The organism is Simplicispira sp. (assembly GCF_028687295.1).
In the GTDB taxonomy this organism is placed as follows: Bacteria; Pseudomonadota; Gammaproteobacteria; order Burkholderiales; family Burkholderiaceae_C; genus Simplicispira; species Simplicispira metamorpha.
Genome location: NZ_JAQUAL010000072.1, coordinates 1 through 15,631 on the forward strand (window position 1 = coordinate 1; position 15,631 = coordinate 15,631).

At 65.3% G+C, this 15,631-nt stretch carries 14 protein-coding genes and 1 pseudogene; 7 read left to right on the plus strand and 8 right to left on the minus strand.

Going from position 1 to position 15,631, the window contains the following annotated elements; genetic code table 11:
- Both PHX69_RS09580 and PHX69_RS09585 read right to left on the minus strand, forming a co-directional pair.
- Window positions 1-196 (minus strand): annotated as a pseudogene (locus PHX69_RS09580) (SWIM zinc finger family protein); the annotation flags it as partial.
- 27 nt (window positions 197-223) lie between these two features.
- Window positions 224-736: an outer membrane protein assembly factor BamE gene (locus PHX69_RS09585; RefSeq protein WP_288043499.1), complete on the minus strand. Its 513-nt coding sequence runs from the start codon at window positions 734-736 to the stop codon at window positions 224-226.
- A 43-nt stretch (window positions 737-779) separates the two neighbouring features.
- Here PHX69_RS09585 and PHX69_RS09590 point away from each other — a divergent pair, with 43 nt between their 5' ends.
- The 7 genes from PHX69_RS09590 (at window position 780) to PHX69_RS09620 (ending at window position 5,464) form a co-directional block, all read left to right on the plus strand.
- Entirely contained in the window at window positions 780-995 is a 216-nt protein-coding gene (locus tag PHX69_RS09590) for a DUF3460 family protein (protein WP_288043501.1), read from the plus strand.
- A 61-nt stretch (window positions 996-1,056) separates the two neighbouring features.
- Window positions 1,057-1,911 carry a segregation and condensation protein A gene (locus tag PHX69_RS09595; protein WP_288043502.1) on the plus strand — a complete coding sequence of 285 codons (855 nt, stop codon included), beginning with the start codon at window positions 1,057-1,059 and terminating at the stop codon, window positions 1,909-1,911.
- An 85-nt stretch (window positions 1,912-1,996) separates the two neighbouring features.
- On the plus strand, window positions 1,997-3,595 hold the full coding sequence (nadB, locus tag PHX69_RS09600; protein WP_288043503.1) for an L-aspartate oxidase: 1,599 nt from the start codon (window positions 1,997-1,999) through the stop codon (window positions 3,593-3,595).
- Complete coding sequence (gene queE / locus PHX69_RS09605; RefSeq protein WP_288043504.1) at window positions 3,592-4,230, plus strand: 7-carboxy-7-deazaguanine synthase; 639 nt, start codon at window positions 3,592-3,594, stop codon at window positions 4,228-4,230. Before nadB ends, queE begins: the two co-directional genes overlap by 4 nt.
- Entirely contained in the window at window positions 4,230-4,634 is a 405-nt protein-coding gene (locus PHX69_RS09610) for a 6-pyruvoyl trahydropterin synthase family protein (RefSeq protein WP_288043505.1), read from the plus strand. The genes queE and PHX69_RS09610 overlap by 1 nt, the downstream gene beginning before the upstream one ends.
- Before the next feature lie 48 nt (window positions 4,635-4,682).
- Window positions 4,683-5,063 (plus strand): aspartate 1-decarboxylase, encoded by a 381-nt coding sequence (panD, locus tag PHX69_RS09615; protein WP_288043506.1) that lies wholly within the window; start codon window positions 4,683-4,685, stop codon window positions 5,061-5,063.
- Between the two features lie 41 nt (window positions 5,064-5,104).
- Window positions 5,105-5,464, plus strand: coding sequence for a 5-carboxymethyl-2-hydroxymuconate Delta-isomerase (locus PHX69_RS09620; RefSeq protein WP_119012903.1), 360 nt, complete (start codon window positions 5,105-5,107; stop codon window positions 5,462-5,464).
- 56 nt (window positions 5,465-5,520) lie between these two features.
- Here PHX69_RS09620 and PHX69_RS09625 read toward each other — a convergent pair whose 3' ends face one another.
- From PHX69_RS09625 to iscB, 6 genes are all read right to left on the minus strand, one after another.
- Complete coding sequence (locus PHX69_RS09625) at window positions 5,521-6,978, minus strand: ATP-binding protein (protein ID WP_288043508.1); 1,458 nt, start codon at window positions 6,976-6,978, stop codon at window positions 5,521-5,523.
- A 194-nt stretch (window positions 6,979-7,172) separates the two neighbouring features.
- On the minus strand, window positions 7,173-8,885 hold the full coding sequence (locus tag PHX69_RS09630) for a GGDEF domain-containing protein (RefSeq protein ID WP_288043509.1): 1,713 nt from the start codon (window positions 8,883-8,885) through the stop codon (window positions 7,173-7,175).
- On the minus strand, window positions 8,804-10,588 hold the full coding sequence (locus tag PHX69_RS09635) for a PAS domain-containing protein (RefSeq protein WP_288043510.1): 1,785 nt from the start codon (window positions 10,586-10,588) through the stop codon (window positions 8,804-8,806). Before PHX69_RS09635 ends, PHX69_RS09630 begins: the two co-directional genes overlap by 82 nt.
- A 222-nt stretch (window positions 10,589-10,810) precedes the next feature.
- Window positions 10,811-12,832 carry a chorismate-binding protein gene (locus tag PHX69_RS09640; RefSeq protein WP_288043512.1) on the minus strand — a complete coding sequence of 674 codons (2,022 nt, stop codon included), beginning with the start codon at window positions 12,830-12,832 and terminating at the stop codon, window positions 10,811-10,813.
- Between the two features lie 200 nt (window positions 12,833-13,032).
- Window positions 13,033-14,151: a quinolinate synthase NadA gene (nadA, locus tag PHX69_RS09645; protein WP_288043513.1), complete on the minus strand. Its 1,119-nt coding sequence runs from the start codon at window positions 14,149-14,151 to the stop codon at window positions 13,033-13,035.
- An 80-nt stretch (window positions 14,152-14,231) separates the two neighbouring features.
- Window positions 14,232-15,587 carry an RNA-guided endonuclease IscB gene (gene iscB, locus PHX69_RS09650; protein WP_353852409.1) on the minus strand — a complete coding sequence of 452 codons (1,356 nt, stop codon included), beginning with the start codon at window positions 15,585-15,587 and terminating at the stop codon, window positions 14,232-14,234.
- Window positions 15,588-15,631: the final 44 nt, after the last annotated feature.

Genomic DNA, 15,631 nt, shown 5'->3' on the forward strand with positions numbered 1-15,631 from the left:
GGCACGAGCAGCGAAACGACGGCCCCGACAAGTCCACCTGTGTCTGGTAGCGGCTGCTGCCCTGGCATTCGCCCCACACCGCCGCTTCGTTGGCGCCCAGCAGCGGCCATTGCCCCGGTTTGGTCAAGCCATTGGCGGCCTTGGCCGAGGCGGCATCGGGTGCCAGGGCCAGAACAGATTCAGCACTGATTTGCATGGACACAGGTGATTGAAAAGTGAAAGGTTAACGTGGCCCGTTGTGGTCAGGCGAGGCCATGTCGGGGGTGGTTTGGGTGCGCAGCACACGCAGGCTGCGGTCAGTGACCACGGTGAACAGCATGGCGGTGTTGGGCGGCTCCAGAAAGCGCCAGTCGTAATGCGTTTCGCCGCTGAGCGCGTAGGGCGTGACCTTGGCCGGTTTGCCCAGGCGCCGGCGCACCTCATCCATGCCCATACCCGCCTGGATGCGGGCAAAATTCTCGGGGGTGAGCACCTGGCGCAGGGCGCTCATCTTGCCGTCGGGGCCGATGGTGATCATGTAATTGCGCTGGCCTGCGGGCTGGCGGTTGTACTCCAGCGTGCGGCTGCCGTTGCCCTCTTCCCACACCTGGTCGGGCGGGCCAAAGCGGTCGCGCACGTCCACTTCGGTGGACAGGCCCTCCTCCAGCTCGCTGATGCGCTGCGGGTCGCAACCGGCAGCAGCCAGCAAAACCAGCGCCAAGGCGGCGCTGCTGGCAAGGCGGTTGAAAAAGGGCATGGCACTCCCCGGTAAAATCGAGGCAGAGAGGTTAACCCAGTCCATGTCCATTTTTGCCCGCCCCCACTACATGTCCGACGCGACACAGTTCATCAACCAACTGAAAACCCAGCACCCCGAGCTGGACGCCCAGCAAGTGGCAGGCCGCGCCTTGCTGTGGGACAAGCCCGTGGACCACGCCCTGTGGAAAGAGTTTGACGCCGCCGAAGTGGCGCAAAAACCCTACGTGTACCAGACCAACCCCATCCCCGGTTTGTAATCAAATTGGCCTCTAGCCCTTTCCAGAAGGGCGCGAGCAGCTATCCATTTTGAAGCAAGCCATGGGCAGCGCCGACACGCAAGCCGCCTTGCCAGCCCCCGCCACCGACCTGGCCCCCGCCGCCACCGCGCACGATCCGGTGGCTTTGGCGCGCCTGTACGGCGAGCCGCTGTTTGCCCTGCCCACCGACCTCTACATCCCGCCCGATGCGCTCGAAGTCATCCTCGAAGCCTTTGAGGGCCCGCTGGATTTGCTGCTCTACCTGATCCGCAAGCAAAACTTCAACATCCTCGACATTCCCATGGCCGCGCTCACGCGCCAGTACCTGGTCTATGTCGATGAAATCCGCAACCGCAACCTGGAGCTGGCTGCCGAGTATTTGCTGATGGCCGCCATGCTCATCGAGATCAAGTCGCGCATGCTGCTGCCGCCCAAAAAGCAGGCGGGCGCCGACGAGGCCGAAGACCCGCGCGCCGAGCTGGTGCGCCGCCTGCTCGAATACGAGCAAATGAAAGGCGCCGCCCGCCAGCTGGCCGAGCTGCCCCTGCACGGGCGCGACTTCTGGTGCGCGCAGGTGGTGGTGGGCGAAGCCGTACAGCAGCGCCTGCCCGAAGTCTGCGCTGCCGACCTGCAAGCGGCCTGGCGTGACATTCTGAAACGTGCCCGGCTGGTGCAGCACCACAAAATCACACGCGAAGAACTCTCGGTACGCGAGTACATGGGCCAGGTGCTCAAGGCCCTGCAAGGGCGGCGCTTTGTCGAGTTTGAAGACCTGTTCGACCCCGGCAAAGGCGCCACCGTGCTGGTCGTGACCTTCATTGCCCTGCTGGAGCTGGCCAAGGAAACCCTGGTCGAAATCACCCAGGCCGAAGCCTTCGCGCCCATTTATGTCAGGCTGGCCTATACGCCGGTTTGATGCAACATGCTGCGCCTGCCGCCTTGGCGGGCCACCGATACACGGCCGGTTGCCGCTGCACCCTGCATCCACACTTGTTCACCCCATGGCCTCACACGACTTTGACGTTCTGATTGTGGGCAGCGGCCTGGCCGGCCTGTCTGCCGCCCTGCACCTGGCACCCACGCACCGTGTGGCCGTCATCACCAAGCGCCAACTGCAAGACGGCTCCAGCAGCTGGGCCCAGGGCGGTATTGCCGCCGTGCTGGCCGACGACGACAGCTTTGAGGCCCACATCCAGGACACCCTGGTGGCGGGCGCGGGCCTGTGCGATCTGGCCACCACGCGCTTTGTGGTCGAAAACGCCCCCGCCTCCATCGCCTGGCTGCGCGCGCTGGGCGTGCCGTTCACGCTGGAGGGCGAGCACCTGCACCTCACGCGCGAAGGCGGCCACAGCGCCCGGCGCATCGCCCACGTCACCGACGCCACGGGCGCCGCCGTGCAGCGCACACTGATCGACGTGGTGCGCGCCACGCCCGGCATCACGCTGTTTGAGCACCACACCCTGATCGACCTGATCACCAGCCAGAAGCTGGGCTTGGCGGGCCAGCGCTGCCTGGGCCTGTACGCCCTGGACGAAGCCACCGACCAGGTCATCACGTTCCGCGCGCCGCAAACCATTCTGGCCACAGGCGGCGCAGGCAAGGTTTACCTCTACACCACCAACCCCGATACCGCCACGGGCGACGGCATTGCCGCCGCCTGGCGCGCGGGCTGCCGCGTGGCCAACCTGGAGTTCATCCAGTTCCACCCCACCGGGCTGTACCACCCGCACGCCAAGTCGTTTTTGATCAGCGAAGCGGTGCGCGGCGAAGGCGGCAAACTGCTGCTGCCCGACGGCACCCGCTTCATGCCCGAGCACGACGAGCGCGCCGAACTGGCCCCGCGCGATGTGGTGGCACGCGCCATCGACTTCGAGATGAAAAAACACGGCCTCGATTGCGTGCACCTCGACATCTCGCACCAAAGCCCGGAATTCTTGAACGAGCACTTTCCCAACATCCTGGCCCACTGCGCCAGTTTGGGCATCGACATCACCAAGGAACCCATTCCCGTGGTGCCGACCGCGCACTTCACCTGCGGCGGCGTGCTCACCGACCTGGCCGGGCGTACCGACCTGCCCGGGCTGTTTGCCGTGGGCGAAGTGGCCTACACCGGCCTGCATGGCGCCAACCGGCTGGCGAGCAACTCGCTGCTGGAGTGCATCGTCTTTGCCCGCGCCGCCGCCCACGCCATTGCCGATGCGCCGCGCGTGCAGATTCCAGCCCTGCCGCGCTGGGACGACAGCCGCGTGCAGGATGCCGATGAATCGGTGGTCATCTCGCACAACTGGGACGAGCTGCGCCGTTTCATGTGGGACTACGTGGGCATAGTGCGCACCAACAAACGCCTGGAGCGCGCCGCCCACCGCATTGCCATGTTGCAGGCGGAAATCCAGGAGTTCTACGCCCACTTCCACATCACCCGCGACCTGCTGGAGCTGCGCAACCTGGTGCTGGTGGCCGATCTGATCGTGCGCAGCGCCCAAATGCGCCGCGAAAGCCGGGGCCTGCACTACAGCCGCGACTACCCCGAGCGCGCCGCGCCCGCCGCGCCCACCATCCTGGTGCCCAGCACCCCACCCGTGGGGCCGTGGCGACCATGACCTACAGCGTCAAAGAAATCTTCTACACCCTGCAAGGCGAGGGCGCCCAGGCCGGTCTGCCCGCCGTGTTTTGCCGCTTTGCGGGCTGCAACCTCTGGAGTGGCCGCGAAGCCGACCGCGCCGCTGCCATCTGCCGTTTTTGCGACACCGACTTTGTCGGCACCGACGGCACGCTGGGCGGCAAATACCCAGTAGCCGACGCCTTGGCGGCGCAGATCGAGGCCCTGTGGCCTGCGGGCGACAGCACCCACCGCCTGGTGGTGCTGACCGGCGGCGAGCCACTGATGCAGGTCGATGCCCCCCTGATAGCGGCGCTGCATGCGCGGCATTTCCGCATCGCCGTCGAAACCAACGGCACCCTGGCCGCCCCACCCGGGATTGACTGGCTGTGCGTCAGCCCCAAGGCCGGCGCACCCTGGGTACAGCGCCAGGGCCAGGAACTCAAGGTCGTCTGGCCCCAACCCGGACTGGACTTGGCCACGCTGGCACAGGCGGGCACATTCGAACACCGCTTTCTGCAACCCATGGATGGCCCGGCACAGGCACACAACACCGCCTTGTGCATTGCTGCCTGCCTGCAAGACCCGCGCTGGCGCCTGGGCCTGCAAACGCACAAAATCTCTGGCATCCGCTGATGACTGCTACCCCTACCCTTGCCATGACCGTGCCTGCCAGCCCCGTGATGTGCGTCAGCCAACGCTTTTTCTTTGACGCCGCGCACACCCTGCAACGCCAGATTGAAGCCGAAGGCAGCCGCCGCATCCACGGCCACACCTACCACGCTGAAGTCACCTTGCGCGGCCCCCTCGACCCGGCCACGGGCATGGTGATTGACCTGGGCTACCTGCGCTTGCGCCTGCAATCGGTGCGCGAGCAGCTCGATCACCACTTGCTCGACGAGGTGCCTGGCCTGGCTCCGCCCACGCTGGAAAACCTGTGCCTGTTCATTGCCCGCGCCCTGGCCGACATGCAGCCCGCGCCCTGGCAGGTGCGTGTCTGGCGCGAAGCGCTGGGCGACAGCTGCACGCTGGAGTGGTAAACCTGCCCCGCCCTTTTTTTCACATTGACCTTTTTTCGGAAGAAAACCATGTTCCGCACCCTGCTCAAATCCAAAATCCACCGCGTCAAAACCACCCACTGCGAGCTGCACTACGAAGGCTCCTGCGCCATTGACGAAGACCTGCTGGACGCCGCCAACATCTGTGAGAACGAACAAATCCACATCTGGAACATCGACAACGGCGAGCGCTTTGTCACCTACGCCATCAAGGGCCAGCGCGGCAGCGGGATGATTTCGGTCAACGGCTCGGCAGCGCGCCGTGCCTGCGTGGGCGACTTGCTCATCATTGCCAGCTTTGCCCAAGTCCACGAAGACCAGGTCAAGGCCCACGCGCCGCAACTGGTGTTTGTCGATGACCAGAACCGCCAGACCGAACTGCGCCACCACGTGCCCACCCAGGCGATGTAAGGCCAAGCTTTTTTTCCACCACTGCCCCAAGAGCACAGACCATGCCCCACCTCATCGTTGAATACTCCCGCAACCTCGATGGCTTTCCCGAAGCACGGGCGCTGGAGGAGCTGAACCAGGCCGTCACCAGCAGCCCCGAACTGGCCGACGAGGCCGACCTCAAAAGCCGTTTTGTGCTGGCCGACAGCTTTCAGGTGGGCACCGTGGGCGCGGGCCGCGCCTTCGTCCACGCCCAGCTGCGCCTGCTGGCCGGACGCACACCCGAGGCCAAGCAAGACCTGTCAGGCCGCATCGCTGACGTGCTGCGCCGCCTCACGCCCCGCCCCCCGGGCGTGATGGTGCAACTGAGCGTGGAGATCGTGGACATGGACAGGCCCTCTTACGTCAAAGAGCGCTTGTAAATTCTTATCAGCACTTTGGCCGTGCCCCCTATCACCACTGACAGCAGTCACACTGCTCAGGCCCACCCAGGTACGTAGCGACGCAGCTTGGGTGCGGCCTCAGGGTCAAAGGTACGGATGACGCCTGCCGCCTCGGCCTCTTTGAGCAAACGCGTGGCCATTGCACTGTTGGCATCCGCAATCGCAAAACGCTTGCGCACTGTCGAGTTGTTGGTGTGCTGGCCATTCACATGGCGCAGGCAGGCATGCCAGTACACCGCACGGATGCGCTCTTGCGGATCCATGCGGGTCAGTGGACGCATGGCAAACAAGCTGGCTTTGGTAAATCCTTCCAGCGCTTCGAACTGCGGTGCAGGCAATTGGTATAGCTCGCAAGAACCGACCACCTTATCCACCCCAGTACCCCGCTCCTCACACACGTTCATACGCCGCAGCATGGATGCCATGGCCTCATTGCGCGAGCGCGGCGGAGTATCCAGCAAACGCTGGGCCTCCACCAACGGAACACCAGGGTTGGAAACCTCCAATCGGTCATCAAACAGCTCCACCAAAGGGCTGGCCCCCGTGACGCCCAGATCCTGGTGAATGAGGGCGTTGGCCACCAATTCGCGGATAGCAATGTCGGGGTACATGCGCACATCCCGGCGCAGCGCCTTGCCTGTGACTTCATTGCCAGGCAACCAACTGTGCAATGTCCTGATCACTGAGTCGTATGCCACGGCATAGCCCTGCTCAAATGGAGGCTCTGGATAGGCGTTGAGCCGGTCGCTGCCGTGATAGCGCACCAGCCGCACCGCCTTGCGACCCAGGGCGCCAAAGTCGGCCAGTCGCCGTGCAAACAGCAGCGCACCCAGGTTGAAGATGCGCCAATGGCCACTGTCCATACGCTCAATCAGTCGGTCAGCTGCCAACGCACCCAATAAAGCCTGATGGCCATCAGGCAGTGGCAATTGCATGCCAGTGAAGTAGGCAGGGTAGTCCAGCAGAGCCAGCACATCCGCGCCGACAAGTCGATCTACCGCCACCAACCATTCAAAGGGTGTGCGATCCAGCGTGCGCCACAGTTCACGCTCCATTTCAGGAAAATCGCGCAAGCGTTTCTTGTAGGAGCCCACCCGCACCCACTCTGCCCCTTGGAACTGCACAGGATGGCGAAAGGCCGCGTCCACCTCCAGCACGACCAGAGGTTGGTCGGCATAGACTTGTGAACAAAAAGCAAAGTTGAGTTTGGGGCTGAGCTGCTGTAGCAACCAACTCTCCAACTCCTGGTTACCCACCTTGGTCGCGGCGGGATCGAAGCCCGTACCCAGAACGGCATGGGAGCCATCTTCCACACCCCACACCAAATACGCCTTGGCCTTGCCTTTCAACGCAGCCGTATTGGACAGTGCCGAGAGGTATTCGCCAATTTCTTGGGGCTCTGCCTTGTTGTGCTTGAACTCTACCCAGCCAGTTTCCCGAGGCAGGTTGAGCAATTCTGTGACCAGGCTGTGCCAATAGTCTGGCGCTTGCATCAGGCGTGCTCCTGGTTTGCGCAAGAGATGCCAGTCAAGTACCCGTCAAGCAAAAAATACATCGCAACCCATTGATTCATAAAGAATTTGAGCATTTACCAATATTCCCAATCAAGTACCCGTCAAGTAAAAGATTTGGCACTCTTATATCAAAGAGCGCCTGTAAAACTTCAAGCCAAAACAGCCTCCAGCGCTCACGCAGTGGGCGCTATAAGCTCTTTATTTGATAGCAATAAAAGTGGCGGTTGCGCGGGCACTGCGGCGTCGGCCACCACCACGCGGTTGCGGCCACTGTTTTTGGCCTGGTACAGCGCGGCATCGGCCAGGGCCAGGCTGTGCTCGGCGTCACCGGCCAGCGGGGCCAGCCCGGCACTGAGGGTGACGCAGATGGTGCGGCCATCACCCGAGTCGATGCGGCTGCGCTCCAGCGCCAGGCGCAGGCGCTCGGCCACGGCAGCGGCATCATCGGCGCTGGTGCGCGGCAGCAGCACGGCAAACTCTTCTCCGCCCAGGCGCGCGGGCAAGTCATCCTCGCGCAGGGCCTGGCCGCGCAAAATCTGCGCCAGATGCACCAGCACCTTGTCTCCAGCGGCATGGCCGTAGGTGTCATTGACGCGCTTGAAGTGGTCAAGGTCAAACATGATGACCATGCCCGGTGCGCCGCCCTGGGCCACTACCTGCTCCAGCGCAATGTCAAGCCGCTGCGCAAAGGCGCGCCGGTTGGCCAGCCCCGTCAGGGCATCGGTGGTGGCCAGGCGCTGCAAGGTTTCCTCGCGCCGGCGCCGCTCGGTGATGTCGCGCACGATCCACAGCTGGCCTATGTCCTGGCCCGCCGTGCGCATCTGAATCTGCTCGCACTGGAGCGTGCGGCCATCGGGCAGCTCAAACACCGTGGCGCCCGCCCGGGCCGCCTGCCAGTAGCGCAGCACCTCGGGCGCCATGCGCTGCTGCAAGGCCTGGGCCGATAGCCCCACCAGGGCCGCAGCAGGCGCGCCCAACCCCAGCAGCTGGCAGGCCTGGTTGTTGACCACCACCACACTGCCTGCCGTGTTTTGCACCAGCACGCCGCCGGGCACATGCTCTATCACCTCCAGCAGGTGGGCGCGTGCCGTGGCCAGCGCCTGTTCGGCGTGGCGGCGCTCGGTGGTATCGACCAGCGTCCAGATCACTTCGCCCTCGGGCTGTTCGGCGTCCAGCAGCGTGCCCCGGATGGCAAACCAGCGCTGCTCACCATGGGCCGAGCGCATGGGGTATTCCATCCAGGCTTCGCCCGTGGCGCGCACCTGCGCGTAGTGCTGGCCCGCCTCCACAAAGTCGGTGGGGTTCCAGTAAAAAAAGCGCATGTCGCTGCCAGCCAGAGACTGGCCGTTGCCAGAGAACATGTCGATGGCGCGCTGGTTGCTCAGGTGGACGGTGCGGTCTGCGCCGGTGACGATCAGCAAGGCCCCGGCGTTGTCGAGCAGGGCGCGGCGCAGCTGCGCATCGGCACGGCGCTGGCCGATGTCGGTCAGGGTGCCCATGGCGCGTGCGCCATCGCGGCCCTCCAGGGGCGCAGCCTGGCCCCGCAGCTCTACCCAGCGCCAGGTGCCGCAGGCACAGCGCAGGCGCAGCTCCAGCGCAAAGGGCTCGCCCAGCCCCACCTGGCGCTGCAACAAGTCCAGCGCCTTGTGGCCGTCGTTGGGGTGGATGGACTGGCACCAGTCTGCAAAAACCACGCGGCGGATGGGACTGGCGTAGCCCAGAATGTCCTGGCAGCGCGCATCGAACTCCATGTGACCGCTGGCGGTGTTCCACTCCCACAGGCCATCGCCCACGGCAGCGGTGGTCATGCGCAGGCGTTCTTCGCTGCGGCGCAGGGCGTCGTGGGCGGCGTGCTGCTCGGTGATGTCGGGATGTAGCCGTGCCACAGCGTGCCGCCGTCGGCCTCGCGCTCGGGGTTGGCGTGGCCTGCCAGCCAGTGCACCTGGCCGTCGGCCAGCAGCGTGCGGTATTCACACACCCAGGGCGTGAGGTGGCGCGCCGACGCCACGATGCTGTCGCTGACGCGCTGCCGGTCTTCGGGGTGGATGCGGTCAACCACCTGGCTGCCATCGCGCATGGCCTCCTGCGGCGTCAGGCCATACACATCGCTGATACCCGGGCTGGCGTAAGGAAAGCTGCTGTGGCCGTCCGCACTCAGGCGGTACTGGTACACGGCGCCCGGCACCTGCGCCACCAGCTTGCCCAGGCGCGCTTGCAGCTCGGCCTGCAATGCCTCGCTCTCGCGCCGGGCCGTGACGTCCGAGAAGGTGCCAAAGATGCGCTCGGCCTGCCCGCCCTGGCCACGCTGGCCCACCTTGCCGCGCACGTCCAGCCAGCGCCACTGGCCGCTGTGGTGGCGCAGGCGCAGCTCGCGCGCAAAGCGGTCGATCTGGCCACGGCGCAGCGGCTCCACCACGGCCTCGATGCCGGGCCGGTCGTCCGGATGCACCAGCGGCAGCAGGCCCTCCAGGCTCTGCTGCACGCCGTCGGGAGACAAGCCCAGCAAGTAGGCCAGATGCGAGTCCACGCCTAGGCGCTGGGTGCGCAGGCTCCAGTCCCAGACGCCCAGGGCGCCGCCCTCCAGCGCCAGCAGGTAGCGCTGTTCGTTTTCCTGGAGCAGCGCGCGGTCTTGCTGCACGCGCCTCAACAGCAGCGCCATGCCCAAAAGCGCCAGCACGATGAGAAAGCTGCCCACGGCGTTGCGCCACAGGCTGTCCTGGATGGCGCTGTGCGTGGCGGCCAGGGCGTGGTCACGGTCCAGCCCCACGACGACGACCAGCGGGTACTGCTTGAGTCGGCTCCAGGCGTAATAGCGATCCACGCCATCGATGGGGTCCATCACGCGGTATTCGCCGCGCACGGCCTGCGGTGAGGTCAAAAAACCCCGATTCTTGGGCACGGACTTGTCCAGCACCTTGTCCAAAAAATGCGAGCGTGCCAGGTAGGTGCCATCGGAGCGCACCAGCAGGGCCACGTTGCTGCCCGAGCCAAACAGCTCACGAAACCCGCTGGCCATGTATTCAGGCGACATGGACAACACCACCACCCCCGCAAAGTGCCCGTCATGTTCAATGGGATAAGAGAACTGGATGCTCCACTGCCCCGACACCCGGCCCAGCACCGGCTGGCTGATGAACAGCCGGGCCTGCCCGCCCTGCGCATGTACGCGGAAATGTTCCCGGTCGGCAATCGACACCGATCTGGCGCCAGTGCGCTGGCTGGAGTAGGTCAGGCGCCCCGAAGCATCTGCCACGCCCACCTGGATGATGCTGTTCTGGGGAAACGTTTTCCATGCCGTGCGCTCGGCCAGCAAAAAAGCCCCACCGGGGTCGTCTTCGTAGGTGGCAGCGAGATTCTTGGCCAGGTACTCCAGCCCGGACACCAGCGTACTGACCTGCGTGGTCATGTGGGCCGACAGCTGTACGGCGCGCTGGCGGGTCTGGCTTTCTGCATCGGTCAGCCGGCCTGCGTGGTCGCCCAGCAAATGCACCCAGTAAAAAGCACACACCAGCAGCACCAGCACACCACCCAGCAAGCCTGACTGGTACTGGTGGACCACCAGGGACGAAGGAAAAGGGATTTTGGGCATGCATTCAAGAGCAGTACGTGGCGCTGCCAGTGCGGCAACCCGTGCAGGCCAACTCCAGGAGCACCTGCAAAAAAGTATCAAATCGCTTTAGATTGTCACATTTTGGTGTGGACGGCGCTAACGCGCCCTGAATCACCGCACGATCCGCCAGCGCATCCATTCATCAAAACGATAGCTGCTTGCGCCCACTGCACGGGCCTTGGCGGCACAAAACACCCTAAATCAATCCACCCATTGCGCATCCAGCCAACCGCGCAGGCTGTTGATGAACGCCCAGGCCTGCACGCGCGGCACGTCATCCACGCGCAGCACCGCCTCGGTCACGCGGCCCTGGCGCAGTGCCACGGCACGGCCCACACCGGGCAGCAGGCCACAGGCCAGCGGCGGCGTGGTCCAGCGGCCATCCAGGAGCGCAGCGATGTTGCCAAAGGTGCATTCGGTGATCTCGCCCGCCTCGTTCCACAGCACGGTGTCGAACACGCCCGGCGCGGTCGGGGCAAAGGCGGCGTAGTGCGCGCGGCGCGTGGTTTTGTAGCGCACGAACTCGCTGTGCGCGGCCTCGAAGGGGCGCGGCGCCAGTTGCAGGCGCACGGGCACCGGGGTGGGCTGCAAGGCAAAGGCTTCGGCGCGGGGCTGGCCCTGGGCGGACAGCAGCAGGCGCACGCGCCACAGGCCCTGCGGATGGGCCCGGGCCAGGTCGTGCAGGCATTGCGCCACCGCCTCTGCCGACCAGGGGTAGCCAAAATGCACCGCCGCCGCGTGCAGGCGTGCCAGGTGCTCGCTCTGGTGGCGCAGCTGGCCGCCCTCCAGCGCCAGGGTTTCAAGCAGGTCAAACGGCGCACTGGCGCGCTCGGCAAAGGCACGCTTGTGGCGCCACTCCTGCCATTCGGCAGCGGCGCTGGCGCCCGAGGTGATGCCGCTGCCAATGCCGCAGGTGGCGGTGGTGCTGCCATCGGGCGTAGCGCGCAGCACCACGGTGCGAATGGGCACGTTGAAGGTGGCCGCCACGCGGCACAGGCCATCGGCCCCGGCCACGCCCGCAGGCCGCACCACGCCGATGGCGCCGCAGTACACGCCGCGCGGCGCTGGCTCCAGCGCCCGGATCATCTGCATGGCGCGCACCTTGGGCGCACCAGTGACCGAGCCACACGGAAACAGCGCGGCAAACACCTCGGTCAGGGTGGTGCCGGGCCGGGTGCGCGCCTGCACGTCAGACGTCATCTGCCACACGGTGGGCAGGGCCTGGGTGTGGAACAGCACGGGCACCTGCACGCTGTGGGGCTGGGCGATGCGCGAGAGGTCGTTGCGCAGCAAGTCCACGATCATGACGTTCTCGGCGCGCTCTTTGGCGGACGTGCGCAGGTGCGCGGCCTGGGCAGCATCCTCGTCGGGCGTGGCGCCGCGCGGGGCGGTGCCTTTCATGGGGCGCGCCAGGATGTGGCCACCGCCGGGCGCATCCTGCCAGTCAAAAAACAATTCGGGCGACACCGACAGCACCTGCATGGCGGGCGCAGCGGGCGCGCCTGCACTGCCCCCCGGAGCCGTGGCCGCACTGGCGCCAACGCCAACAACCGTGTCCGTGGCTGTGGCTGTGGCTGTGGCGGCCAGCGCCTGCTGCGCGGCGGCGGTGTCGATGCAGGCGCTATAGCCCCCGGGCTGAGCGCGCTGCAAGGCGGCAAACAGCGCCGCTGCACTGCCCTGGCGCAGCTGTCCGGTGAGCGGCGCGGTGTAGTTGACCTGGTACAGCTCGCCCGCGCCAATGGCCTGCTGGATCTGGGCGATAGCTGCGTCAAAGTCGGCGCGCTCGGGGGCGCCTGTCCAGTCCACCTGGGCGGCGGACTCGGGCGCGGGCACCGCTTCGGCGGCGGGCGCAGCGCCCGGGGCGGCGAAATGGGCAGAAGATGTCGCAGCGGTCGCAGCGGTCGCAGCGGTCGCAGCGGCCAGGACAGCCGGTGCGCCATCGGGCCACGGCAAGGGCGCGTCATAGACGGCAAACCAGGCCAGCGGGCCATCGGCAGCGTGTGTGTGCAGGGCGGCATCAAAGGCGGCAGCCGCCTCGTAGGCCACGTAGCCCACGCACCACTGGCCGCGCTGCGCGCTGGCGTGTACCGCGTCCAGCACGGCGCGCACCTCGTGCAAGGCGTGGGCCACCAGCACCTGGCGCGGCACCCCAAAAGCGTGGCGAAGGCGCACGGTGGCGGGGCCTTGCGGCTGGGTGAAATCAAGGAGCGCAGTAGTGGTCAAATCAGCCTCCAGCGCTGATGGGGCTTGCGCCAACAGCTATCAAAAACAAAGCGAAGCCACCGAGCACAGCGAGTGACGTTCTCCCCCCGCTCGGCGCTGGCGCCGTGCTGGTGAGCAGTGCAGGCGTTGCCCATTGAAGGCAAAAATAGCCGCAAACGCCCGCCAGACGGGCGCAAGCAGCTATCAACCCAATAGCAAAATCAGGCAGCGCCGATGTGCGGCACCAGCCCCGCCGTGGGCTGGCCGTTTTTCAGGGCAGCGGTGAAGGCCAGCATGCGGTCAATCGGCAGGCGCGCGCGCGGAATGAGGGCGGCGTCCACATCGATGGCGTTGGCGCCGGTTTCCAGCACCTGGGCCACGCCGGCCAGGCCATTCATGGCCATCCAGGGGCAGTGGGCGCAGCTTTTGCAGGTGGCGCTGTTGCCGGCGGTGGGGGCCTCGATAAAGACTTTGCCGGGGTTGAGCGTGCGCAGCTTGTGCATCATGCCGTTGTCGGTGGCCACGATGAATTCCGTAGCGTCCAGCGTCTGCGCGGCCTTGAGGATGGCGCTGGTGGAGCCCACGGCGTCGGCCAGCGCGACCACGTCGGCGGGCGACTCAGGGTGTACCAGCACCTTGGCGTGGGGGTGCTCTTTTTTCAGGGCCTCCAGCTCAAAGGCCTTGAACTCGTCATGGACGATGCAGGCGCCGTTCCAGAACACCATGTCAGCGCCGGTTTCGCGGCGGATGTAGTCGCCCAGGTGGCGGTCGGGCGCCCACAGGATTTTGTGGCCCTGGTCTTTCAGTGCGCGCACGATGTCCAGCGCGCAGCTGGACGTGACCAGCCAGTCGGCGCGCGCCTTCACGGCAGCGCTGGTGTTGGCGTACACCACCACGGTGCGGTCGGGGTGCGCGTCGCAAAACGCGCTGAATTCTTCGATCGGGCAGCCCAAGTCCAGCGAACAGGTCGCATCCAGGTCGGGCATGAGCACGGTTTTTTCGGGGGACAGGATTTTGGCCGTCTCGCCCATGAAGCGCACGCCGCTTACCACCAGCGTTTGCGCGGCGTGGTCGCGGCCAAAGCGGGCCATCTCCAGCGAGTCGCTGACGATGCCGCCGGTTTCTTCGGCCAGATCCTGCAAATCGGGGTGGACGTAGTAGTGCGACACCATCACCGCGTTCTTTTCCTTGAGCAGGCGGCGGATTTTGTCTTTCAAGGCCGCGCGCTCGGCAGGCGATGGCTCGGCGGGCACGCGCGCCCAGGCGTGTTTGGTGGTGCAGACGGCGCCGCCTGCGGGCTGCTCGTAATCGACTTCTTTGAGGGTGATGGTGGTGGTCATCAGTTTGCGCGTGAAACCTCGGCATGCATGCCGGGGAGGCAGAGCGCGGAACGCGCAGCGTTCCTGGCTTGGGGCCTTGCCTATTCACGTTTTGTGTTGTCAGCCCGGTTAAAGAAATAGCCATAGCCATCAGCGCGCTGGATGACGCGGCAATGTTTATGGCTGATGCCTTGCACCACGACGGACTTGCCGTCTTGGTGGGTTTGGATATTGAACGAGCCGCTGGCCCGGATGGCCACCCGTCCGGTGTGGGTTCCCGCTTTCACGCCCGATGGCACCTCAGCGCGCACCAAGTCGCCGGTGCCAAAACCGTGTACCCGTTTGGTACGTAACAGGTAGCCACGCGGAAAGCCAAATTTGTTGAGCCGGGTGCGCTGGTAGCTGCCCCGGCCCGTGGCCTTGAGAGTGAGCGTAGGACGTTGCCAGTTTTGCAGGACTTGCAGGGTTCCGACGCAAGCAGCGTCGAGGGCGTGCGTTTTCGGAATACCCAGCGTGCAGCGGTTGAATTTGGTTTGACCACCCGAGGCCAGCTCGACCGGCAGACCGGTGGCTTGCAGTGTGTTGGCCAGCGCCCAGCGCGTGGCGTTCACTGCTGCGGCATCGCGCAACGGTGTTTTCGCGTCAGCCAAGATTTTGGCCAGGCGTTTTTTGTCTTTGGCCAGAAAGTCTTCGATGCTGTGCGCGGCTTTTTTCTGGTTGCAGCACTGGCAAGCCAGCGTCAAGTTGGAGACTCTGTCGCTGCCGCCCTGCGCCTTGGGCCGGATGTGTTCGATTTGCAGCGGCACGTCTTTGGCATCGCAGTAGGCGCATTGGCGGTGCCATTTCTCCAGCAGGTACTCGCGCAGCTCGTAGCCGAACAAGGTGCCTTGCTGGTATTCGATGCCGGAGATTTCCGGGTTTTGCAGGGCCTGCGTGTCAAAGCGCACCAGTTCGCTGCTGAGCGCGGTGACGGGCGCCCAGCGCTGGGTGCGCTGCACCCAGGCCATGCAGGTATCGACCCGGTGTTGCAGTGATGGTGCCAACCAACCGCGCTGCTGATTGCCACGGTTCAGAAAACGCGGGGCGCGGTGGCGCAGCTGGCTTCTGCGGCGGCGGCGCATCTGGCGCCTGGCCGTCAGTGCCTCAGAAATTTGCTTGCCGCGATGTACCAGTTCCATCAGGTTCAGCACCACGGCAGCGGTTTGCACTTCGCCGGTTTGCTTGTCGATGACTTGGGTATCGCGTACCAAGGCCAAGCCAGTGGTTTTGCTGCCAGGGTCGAGTTTGAGGCGCAGCGGCTGAAAAGCGCAGCTATCCGCTGTGCGATCTGTGAGCCGGATCACCATAGGAACCAAGCGATGCACCCGCGCCCGGCCACGCGCCAGCAGCAGCCGGGCGCGCTTTTCGGTGCAGGGCATCAGCGCCTGGCCTTGGGTGTCCAACACAAAAACCGCCACGGTCGTTTCACTCCATCCGTTCACACACTGCAAACTGTGCAGCA

Bases quoted from the DNA above. Each gene is read 5' to 3' on its own strand.
- PHX69_RS09585 (WP_288043499.1), bottom strand. From the start codon at position 736: ATGCCCTTTTTCAACCGCCTTGCCAGCAGCGCCGCCTTGGCGCTGGTT.
- PHX69_RS09590 (WP_288043501.1), top strand. From the start codon at position 780: ATGTCCATTTTTGCCCGCCCCCACTACATGTCCGACGCGACACAGTTC.
- PHX69_RS09595 (WP_288043502.1), top strand. From the start codon at position 1,057: ATGGGCAGCGCCGACACGCAAGCCGCCTTGCCAGCCCCCGCCACCGAC.
- nadB (WP_288043503.1), top strand. From the start codon at position 1,997: ATGGCCTCACACGACTTTGACGTTCTGATTGTGGGCAGCGGCCTGGCC.
- queE (WP_288043504.1), top strand. From the start codon at position 3,592: ATGACCTACAGCGTCAAAGAAATCTTCTACACCCTGCAAGGCGAGGGC.
- PHX69_RS09610 (WP_288043505.1), top strand. From the start codon at position 4,230: ATGACTGCTACCCCTACCCTTGCCATGACCGTGCCTGCCAGCCCCGTG.
- panD (WP_288043506.1), top strand. From the start codon at position 4,683: ATGTTCCGCACCCTGCTCAAATCCAAAATCCACCGCGTCAAAACCACC.
- PHX69_RS09620 (WP_119012903.1), top strand. From the start codon at position 5,105: ATGCCCCACCTCATCGTTGAATACTCCCGCAACCTCGATGGCTTTCCC.
- PHX69_RS09625 (WP_288043508.1), bottom strand. From the start codon at position 6,978: ATGCAAGCGCCAGACTATTGGCACAGCCTGGTCACAGAATTGCTCAAC.
- PHX69_RS09635 (WP_288043510.1), bottom strand. From the start codon at position 10,588: ATGCCCAAAATCCCTTTTCCTTCGTCCCTGGTGGTCCACCAGTACCAG.
- nadA (WP_288043513.1), bottom strand. From the start codon at position 14,151: ATGACCACCACCATCACCCTCAAAGAAGTCGATTACGAGCAGCCCGCA.